The organism is Streptomyces sp. NPDC088116 (genome assembly GCF_044741745.1).
In the GTDB taxonomy this organism is placed as follows: domain Bacteria; phylum Actinomycetota; class Actinomycetes; order Streptomycetales; family Streptomycetaceae; genus Streptomyces.
In genome coordinates, this window is sequence record NZ_JBIUTF010000021.1 from 1 (window position 1) to 9613 (window position 9613).

2 protein-coding genes are annotated in these 9613 nt (G+C 70.2%); both read right to left on the reverse strand.

What is annotated here, in order from left to right:
• Window positions 1–3431 (reverse strand): type I polyketide synthase (locus ACIOJD_RS34490; protein ID WP_401920580.1); only part of this gene is annotated, 3431 nt, incomplete at its 3' end.
• Window positions 3432–3479: 48 nt separating this feature from the next.
• Window positions 3480–9613: SDR family NAD(P)-dependent oxidoreductase (locus tag ACIOJD_RS34495; RefSeq protein WP_401920582.1), on the reverse strand; the 6134-nt coding region annotated here is incomplete at its 5' end.

Below are 9613 nucleotides of genomic sequence, written 5' to 3' on the forward strand. Positions count from 1 at the left end.
GCGGCATCACCAGCCAACGACTCCGGCAAAGCGGCCTCTACATAGAAGTCCTCACCCTGCCGCCACACCTCACGCAGACCACGGAACGCCGGCCCGTACACCAGGCCACCATCGGCAAGCCGTTCATACAGACCGTCCACCGAGACCCGCTCCGCACCCACGGGCGGCCATACAGCCAAGTCCCAGTCAGCGACGACCGCGCCGGAGGTCAAGACCCCGGTGGCATGCAGAGTCCACGGATCATCGGCTTCGGCGTGCTGCGGGCGCGAGTACACCTTGAGCGTGCGCCGCTCGTCTCCCGTCTCCTCCGCAGTGTCGATGCCTATCTGGACCTGCACCGCGCCCTGCTCCGGCAGCACCAACGGCGCCTGAAGCGTCAACTCCTCCACCCGGTCACAACCGACCCGGTCCCCCGCCTGAACCGCCAACTCCACAAACACCGTGCCCGGCACCAGCACCGAACCCGCCACCACATGATCAGCCAGCCACGGATGTGAACCCACCGACAACCGCGACGTCAACAACACCGCGTCCGAACCCGCGACCGTCACCGCCGCACCCAGCAACGGATGGTTCGCCGCTCCAAGGCCGAGACTGTCGACATCGGTCACCCCGGGCGGAACATCCAGCCAGTACCTCTGGCGCTGGAAGGCATACGTCGGCAGATCCACCCGCGCGGCACCCGTCCCCGCGAACAGGGCCGCCCAGTCCACCTCCGCGCCACGTACGAACATCTCCGCGACCGCCGACAGAACCGCCTCCGCCTCAGCCCGTCCCTTACGCAGGAGCGCGGTCGCGGTGAGATGGTCCGAGGCGGACTGCGCGAGACCGGTGAGGACGGGGTCAGGGCCAACTTCCAGCAGCCGGACCACGCCCTGCACGCCCGTGGCGGTCTCAAGCGCATCGTGGAAGCGGACAGGACGGCGAATCTGCCGTACCCAGTAGTCAGGGGTCGCCCAGTCGTCCTCGCCCACCAGCTCGCCGGACACGGTACTGACAGCCGAAGTGGCCGGCTGCCGGTAGTCGACGGTCGCGGCGATCTGCTCGAACTCCGCGAGCATCGGCTCCATCAACGGCGAATGGAAGGCATGGCTGACCCGCAGCCGGGAGACTCGACGACCGTCGGCACGGGCCACGGCCATGACCCGCTCGACCGCGTCCTCATCACCGGAAACGACTACCGCCGTCGGCCCGTTGACCGCAGCGACCACCACCCGGCCGTCCCCGGAAAGCCCGCCCAGGATCTCCGCGACCTCGGCCTCGGTGGCCTCGACCGCCGCCATCGCACCACCCTCGGGCAGCGCCTGCATCAACCGCGCACGACCCGCCACCAACCGAGCGCCATCGGCCAGATCAAACACACCGGCCGCGTAGGCCGCCGCGAACTCACCAATCGAATGACCCAACACCACGTCCGGGACCGTGCCCCACGACCGCAGCAACTCCACCAACGCCACCTGCACAGCGAACAACAACGTCTGCGCATACCCGGTCCGGTCCAGCAGCGCCGCCGCGTCCGAACCCTCCGCCGCGAACAACACCTCCCGCACCGAAGCCTCAAAGCCCGGCCGACCCATCAACTCCGCGTCCAGCAGCCCGCAGACCTCGTCCAACGAGCGCGCGAACACCGGATAGCCCTCATACAACTCACGGCCCATACCCGGCCGCTGACTACCCTGCCCCGTGAACATCCACCCCGTACGACCCTCGACCACCGCACCCGACACCACCGAGGAATCACCCTCAGCAACCGCCCCCACACCCACACCCAACGACGCCAGATCCCCGCCCAACACCACCGCACGATGATCAAGCAACGCACGCGTCGTCACCAACGACAACCCGACATCCACACCCGAACCAAGATCCCCACCCGCAACAAAACCAGCCAGCCGACCAGCCTGCGCCCGCACCGCCTCACCACTCCGCCCCGACAACACCCACGGCACCACCGGCGGCTGCCCGATGGACCGTTCGGCGCTCGTGCCGGCCGTGTGCGCGGGCTCGGGATCCTGCTCGGAGTCGGGCGCCGGCGCAGCCTCAGGCGCGGGAGCCTCTTCGATGATGACGTGGGCATTGGTGCCGCTGATCCCGAACGACGAGACACCGGCACGGCGCGGACGCTCACCACGCCGCCACTCGCGTGCCTCGGTCAGCAACTCGACCGCACCGGCCGCCCAGTCCACCTGACCCGAAGGCTCGTCCACATGCAGCGTTCGCGGCAACCGCTCGGCGCCCAGTGCCAGCACCATCTTGATCAACCCGGCGACACCCGCCGCCGCCTGGGTATGACCGATGTTCGACTTCACCGAACCCAGCCACAACGGCTCATCGGCCGAACGAGCCTGGCCGTACGTCGCCAGCAGCGCCTGCGCCTCGATCGGGTCGCCGAGCTTCGTACCCGTACCGTGTGCCTCCACCGCATCGACTTCGGAGGCAGACAGCCTTGCTGCGTCGAGCGCCTGCCGGATCACCCTCTGCTGCGAGGGACCGTTCGGCGCCGTCAGACCGTTCGACGCACCGTCCTGGTTCACCGCCGAACCACGCACCACCGCAAGCACGTTGTGCCCCAGCCGCCGCGCATCCGACAACCGCTCCAGCACCAGCACACCGGCACCCTCGGACCAGCCCGTACCATCCGCACCGTCCGCGAACGACTTGCACCGGCCATCCGCCGCCAGCCCCCGCTGACGCGAGAACTCCGTGAAGGTGGTCGGGATCGCCATCACGGTGACGCCACCCGCCAGAGCCGCGTCGCATTCGCCGGACCGCAGCGCCTGGACGGCCCAGTGCAGCGAGACCAACGACGACGAACACGCCGTGTCCACCGTCACCGCCGGCCCCTCGAAGCCGAACACATACGAGATCCGGCCCGAGAAGACACTGCCCGCATTGCCGTTCCCGAGCAGGCCTTCGACTTCCTCCGGTACGGAGGGCAGCCGTGACGCGTAGTCGTGGTACATCAGCCCGGCGAACACACCGGTTCGTGAACCGCGCAGCGAGAGCGGGTCGATCCCGGCACGCTCCAGCGCCTCCCACGACGTCTCCAGCAGCAGCCGCTGCTGCGGATCCATGGCGAGAGCCTCACGCGGCGAGATCCCGAACAGCTCCGCGTCGAACTCCGCCGCGTCATGCAGGAATCCGCCCTCACGCGCGTACGACGTACCGGCACGGTCGGGGTCCGGGTCGAAGAGGGTCTCAAGATCCCAGCCACGGTCCGTCGGGAAGCCCGTGATCCCGTCCCCGTCGGTGTCGACCAGGTCCCACAGCGCCTCGGGAGACGTCACACCACCGGGATAGCGGCAGCCCATGCCCACGATCGCGATCGGCTCGTGGTCCTTCGCTTCCACTTCACGCAGCCGCTGGCGGGTCTCGCGGAGGTCGGTGGTGAGCCGCTTGAGGTACGTCAGCGTCTTCTCGTCAGTGGACACGTGAGCACAGCCCCTTTGGCGCGCGTGAGGGTGCTGCCATGAGCTCCCTCATCCTTCGAGTTCGCGATCGATGATGTCGAACATGGAATCGAGCGAAGCGGAGTCGATGTCGTCGTTCTCGGCACCGGCACCACCGCCCAAAACTTCTTCCAGCCGCGCCGCCATCGCCTTGACCCGCGACCGGACCTGCTGGCGCAGGGCGTCGTCCTGGGCCATGGCGAACACGGCGGCTTCGAGCTTCTCCAGGTCACCCAGGCCGGCTTCGCCGTCACCGGATGCCCGGTTGAACTCGTCGCGCAGATATCCGGCGAGGCCGACGATCGTCGGGTGGTCGAAGATCAGGGTGGCGGGCAGGGGGAGCGCTGTCGCGCCGCCCAGCCGGTTGCGCAGGTCGACCGCCGTCAGCGAATCGAACCCGAGGTCCTTGAACGCCCGCCCCGGATCGACCGCACCCGCCGAACCGTGCCCCAGCACCGCCGCCACCTGCGACTGGACCAGGTCCAGCAGCACCCGGTCCTGCTCGGCCGTGGTCCGGCCCCGCAGACGGCGGGCGAGTGCGTCAGGGCTGCCCGCGCCGTCCCGGCTCCCGGCTCGCCGCTGCCGTACGGCGGGCGGTACGAGGCCGTGCAGCACGCCGGGCAGGCTGTCCCGACGCGCGGCCAGTGCCGAGGTGTTGACCGACACCGGCAGCGCGACCGGCTCGTCGGAGCGTACGGCCGCATCGAACAGCGCGAGCGCGTGCTCGGTGGCCAGTGGCGCGAACCCCTGCCCGCGGAGGCGTGCGATGTCCGTGTCGCCGAGGCGACCGCCCATGCCGTCGGCGTGCTCCCACATGCCCCAGGCGAGAGATACGGCGGGGAGCCCCTGGGCGCGGCGGGCCATCGCCAGCGCGTCGAGCACGGTGTTGCTCGCCGCATAGGCGGACTGACCGGCGTTGCCGACCACGCCGGCGATCGAGGAGAACAGTACGAACGCCTCCAGATCGGCCTTCGCGGTGAGGTCGTGCAGCCGCAGCGCCGATTCCGCCTTCGCCGAGAGCACATCCGCCAGGCGCTCCGGAGTGAGGCCGGTGATCATGCCGTCGTCAAGTACGCCCGCGGCGTGCACCACAGCGGCCAGCGGCGCGTCTTCGGGGATCGTGTCGAGCGCTGCGGCGAGCGCCCGCTCGTCACTGACGTCGCAGGCGGTGATCCGTACCTGGGCGCCCAGGCCGGTGAGTTCCTGGTGCAGGCGCCCGGCGTCGGGGGCCTCGGAGCCCCGGCGGGAGAGCAGCAGTAGGCTCCGTACACCGTGTGTGGTGACCAGGTGCCGGGCGATGACGGCGCCCAGACCGCCGGTCCCGCCGGTGATCAGGACCGTTCCCTTGTCCCAGCGTGTCGTCGGGGCGTCGTCGCCCGCGTCGGAGGGCATCCGCGCGATGCGGGGTACGAAGGCCTGTCCCTCGCGTACCGCGAGCTGGCTCTCTCCGGGTTGCCCTGTCGTATCAGGGCCCGCGAACGCGGTCGGATATGACGCCACCGCACGGTAGGAGTCCGGCGCGCCGTCGATGTCGGCGAGCGCGAAGCGGCCGGGGTGCTCGTTGATCGCGGACCGCACCAGGCCCCACACTCCGGCGCCCGCCAGGTTCAGTTCGCCGGCGTCGTCGGCAGCGCTGACGGCGGTCGCGCCCGTGGTCGACACCAGCAGGCGCGAACCCGTCAGGCGCTTCTCGGCCAACCACGCTCGCATGACGCCCAGCACATCAGTAACCCCACCAAGGAGATCCCCAGAATTCGCGGCCACCGGCAGCACCACCGTGGCCGGAACCACACCCCCGTCGTCCAGAGCTGAGGTCAAAGCGGTCAGATCGGAGTAACCGGTCACGGAGACACCCGCGTCGGTCCACGCGGTCAACGCGTCGCCGCCCTGCGGATCGGTCCCGAGCACGGCCCAGTCGCCATGTTCGCCCGAGCCGGATTCGGCAGGGGTGGGCGCGGGGGTCCACTCGAGGCGGAAGAGGCTGTCGGCGGTGGCTCGCGCAGCGGCAAGGTCAGCGGTCAGGTCGGCGGCGGAGACCGGCCGCAGCACCAGGGAGTCGATCTCGGCCACCGGGTCGCCACCGGCATCGGCCACCCACAGCGCGAATTCGCCGGTGCCGCGCCTCGTCAGCCGTACGCGTACGGCTGACGCGCCCACGGCGGTCAGCGTCACACCCGACCAGAGGAACGGCAGCATCGCGCCCTCGGTCGACTGGTCCTGAAGCGCCAACGCGTGCAGGACGCTGTCCAGCAGCGCGGGGTGCAGACCGTACGCGGAGGAGTCCTCGGCCATCTCCTCCGGCAGAACGGCCTCCACGAACAGGTCGTCGCCGTTCGCCCAGACCTCGCGCAGGCCCTGGAACGCGGGGCCGTAGGCCAGTCCGGCCTCGGTCAGCCGCTCGTACAGCCCGTCCAGCGGAAGAGCTTCGGCACCGGCAGGCGGCCAGACCGACAGATCCCAGTCGGCGACAACAGCCTGTTGCGGTACGAGACTTCCGGTGGCGTGCAGTGTCCACGGCCGCCCGGCGTCAATGTCGGCATCCCGCGCACGGGAGTAGACGCGCAACGCGCGCCGCCCCTCCGTCTCAGGATCCGGCTCATCGATGCTGACCTGCACACTGACCGCACCGCCACGCGGAAGGACCAAGGGGGCCAACAGCGTCAGATCCTCAACCCGGCCACAGCCGACACGATCGCCTGCCTGCACCGCCAACTCCACCAGGGCTGTCCCCGGGACCAGCACCGAACCGGCCACCACGTGATCGCCCAGCCACGGATGCGAACCCACCGACAACCGCGACGTCAGCAGCACCGCGTCCGAACCCGCCACCGACACCGCCGCACCCAACAACGGATGACCGGCAGCGCCCAGGCCCAGGCCACCGAGATCGCTCACCGACCTGCCGGGACGCAGCCAGAACCGCTGCCGCTGGAAGGCGTACGTCGGCAGATCCACCCGGCGGGCACCGGTCCCGGCGAATACGGACGCCCAGTTCACGTCCGTACCGCGTACGTACAACTCCGCCACCCCGGTCATCAGGGTCTCGGCCTCGGCCCGGCCCTTCCGCAGCACGGCGGCGGCGGGAACATCGACGGCGGCCGACGCGAGACCGGTGAGCACGGGATCGGGGCCGACCTCCAGCAGCCGGGTGACGCCCTGCGTACCAACGGCGGATACCACGGCGTCCTGGAATCGAACCGGCCGGCGAATCTGCTCGGTCCAGTACGCAGCCGTCGTCCAGTCACCGTCGGCGAGCGCCTGACCGGAGACGCTGCTGACGGCCGGGAGCGTCGGCTCCCGGTAGTCGACACGTGCGGCTATCTGCTCGAACTCCACCAGCATCGGCTCCATCAACGGCGAATGGAACGCATGACTCACCCGCAGCCGGGAGACGCGACGACCGTCGGCACGAGTCACCGACATGACCTGCTCGACCGCCTCCTCATCACCGGAAACGACCACAGCCGTCGGCCCGTTGACCGCCGCGACCACAATCCGCGTGCCGTCCGAGAGCCCGGCCATCATCTCGGCCACCTCGGTTTCGGAAGCCTCGATGGCCGCCATGGCACCGCCCTCGGGCAGCGCCTGCATCAACCGCGCACGACCCGCCACCAACCGCGCCGCATCCGCGAGGCCGAACACACCGGCCGCGTAGGCGGCCGCGAACTCACCGATCGAATGACCGAACACCACGTCCGGACCCGTGCCCCACGACCGGAGGAGTTCCACCAACGCCACCTGCACGGCGAACAACGCCGACTGGGCATACCCCGTGCGATCCAGCAGCGCCGCCGCATCCGAACCCTCCGCCGCGAACAACACCTCCCGCACCGGAACCCCGAAGCCCGGCCGACCCGCCAACTCCGCGTCCAGCAAGCCACAGACCTCGTCCAGGGCCTGGGCGAACACCGGGAAGGCGGAGTGGAGTTCACGCCCCATCCCCAGACGCTGACTGCCCTGCCCCGTGAACATCCACCCCGTACGACCCTCGGTCACCGCGCCCGACACCACACCCGCCGGATCCGTCAGACCGGCCACCAGGCTTGCCCTGTCCGAGCCCAACACCACTGCCCGGTGCTCCAGCACCGCACGAGTCGTGACCAGCGAGAAGCCCACATCGAGCGGAGAATGGTCCCCCTCGCCGACGAAAGCTTCGAGGCGATCCGCCTGCCCACGTACCGCCTGCGCACTACGCCCCGACAACACCCACGGCACGGCCGGCAGCTCGAATACAGGCCCGTCGTCGGCCACGGCCGCGACGGGCTCGGGAGCCTCCTCGATGATCACGTGCGCGTTCGTGCCACTGATCCCGAACGACGAGACACCCGCGAGGCGCGGACGCTCCCCACGCGGCCACTCCCGCGCCTCGGTCAGCAACTCCACCGCGCCGGACTCCCAGTCCACGTGCGACGAACGCTCGTCCGCGTAAAGGGTTTTGGGCAGCCGCTGCTCGCCCAGCGCCATCACCATCTTGATCAGCCCGGCGACACCCGCCGCCGCCTGCGGATGGCCGATGTTCGACTTGATCGAGCCCAGCCACAGCGGACCGGCTCCGTCGCGGTCCTGACCATAGGTGGCAAGGAGCGCCTGCGCCTCGATCGGGTCGCCGAGCTTCGTACCCGTACCGTGTGCCTCCACGGCATCCACATCGGCAGTCGTCAGACGCGCATTGGCCAGCGCCTGACGAATGACGCGCTGCTGCGAGGGACCGTTCGGGGCCGTCAGACCGTTCGACGCACCGTCCTGATTGACGGCGCTGCCCCGTACGACCGCCAGCACGTTGTGCCCCAACCGCCGTGCGTCCGACAGGCGTTCGACCACCAGGACTCCGGCGCCCTCGGCCCAGCCCGTACCGTCCGCGTCCTCGGCGAAGGACTTGCACCGGCCGTCGCCGGACAGCCCGCCCTGCCGGGCGAACTCCAGGAACATGCCAGGGTTCGCCATGATCGTCGCACCACCGGCGAGCGCCATGTCGCACTCCCCCGTGCGCAGTGCCTGGCACGCGAGGTGCAGTGCGACCAGTGCGGAGGAGCAGGCGGTGTCCACCGACACCGCCGGGCCCTCCAGACCGAGGGCGTAGGACAGCCGGCCGGAGGCGACGCTCGGGGTGGCGCCGGTCAGCAGGTAGCCCTCGGTCTCGGCGCCCGCCTCGTGCAGCTGCCCGCCGTAGCCGTTGCCCGACACGCCCGCGAACACACCGGTGGACGAGCCTCGCAGTGACCGGGGGTCGATGCCCGCCCGCTCGACAGCCTCCCACGCCGTTTCCAGCAGCAGCCGCTGCTGCGGATCCATCACGAGCGCCTCGCGCGGCGAGATCCCGAAGAGTTCCGCGTCGAAGTCCCCGGCGTCCGGTACGAATCCGCCGACGGCCACGATGTCGCGCAGTGCCTGCTCGTCCCAGCCACGGTCGGCGGGGAAGGGGGTGATGCCGTCCTGTCCCGAGGACACCAGGTCCCACAGGGTCTCCGGCGAGGTGACATCCCCCGGGAAGCGGCAGCCCATGCCCACGATGACGATCGGCTCATCGGCGCCACCGAGGGGCGCAGCCGGTGTTCCGGCCGGGACGACCGCCGCGCCGAGCACCTGTTCACGCAGGAAGCCCGCGAGGGCGGACGGTGTCGGGTGGTCGAAGATGAGGGTCGCCGGCAGGTGCAGGGCGGTGGCGGTGTTCAAGCGGTTACGCAGGTCGACGGCGGTGAGCGAGTCGAAACCGAGGTCCCGGAAGGCGCGGGCCGGGTCGATCGCCGCCGCCGAGGCGTGCCCCAGCACTGTCGCGACCTGATTCTGTACGAGGTCGAGCAGCAGCCGGATCTGCTCGGCGTCGGACAGGCCACGCAGCCGACGGGCCAGCGCGCCGCCGGTATCGGCAGCGGCCTGCCCAGCCGTACGACGCTGTTGCGCGGCGAGGGGCACCAAGCCGTGCAGGACGGCGGGCAGGCTCTCGCGCTGCGCGGCCAGCGCGGGGGGCAGCAGAGCGACCGGCACGGCCAGCGGCTCGTTGACCCGCAAGGCGGTGTCCAGCAGGGTCAGTCCGTGATCGGTCTCCAGGGCAGGGAAGCCCTGGCGTGCCATGCGGTTGAGGTCGGTTTCGTTGAGTGTGCCGCCCATGCCGGCGGAGTTCTCCCACATCCCCCACGCCAGCGACACACCCGGCAAACCCTGAG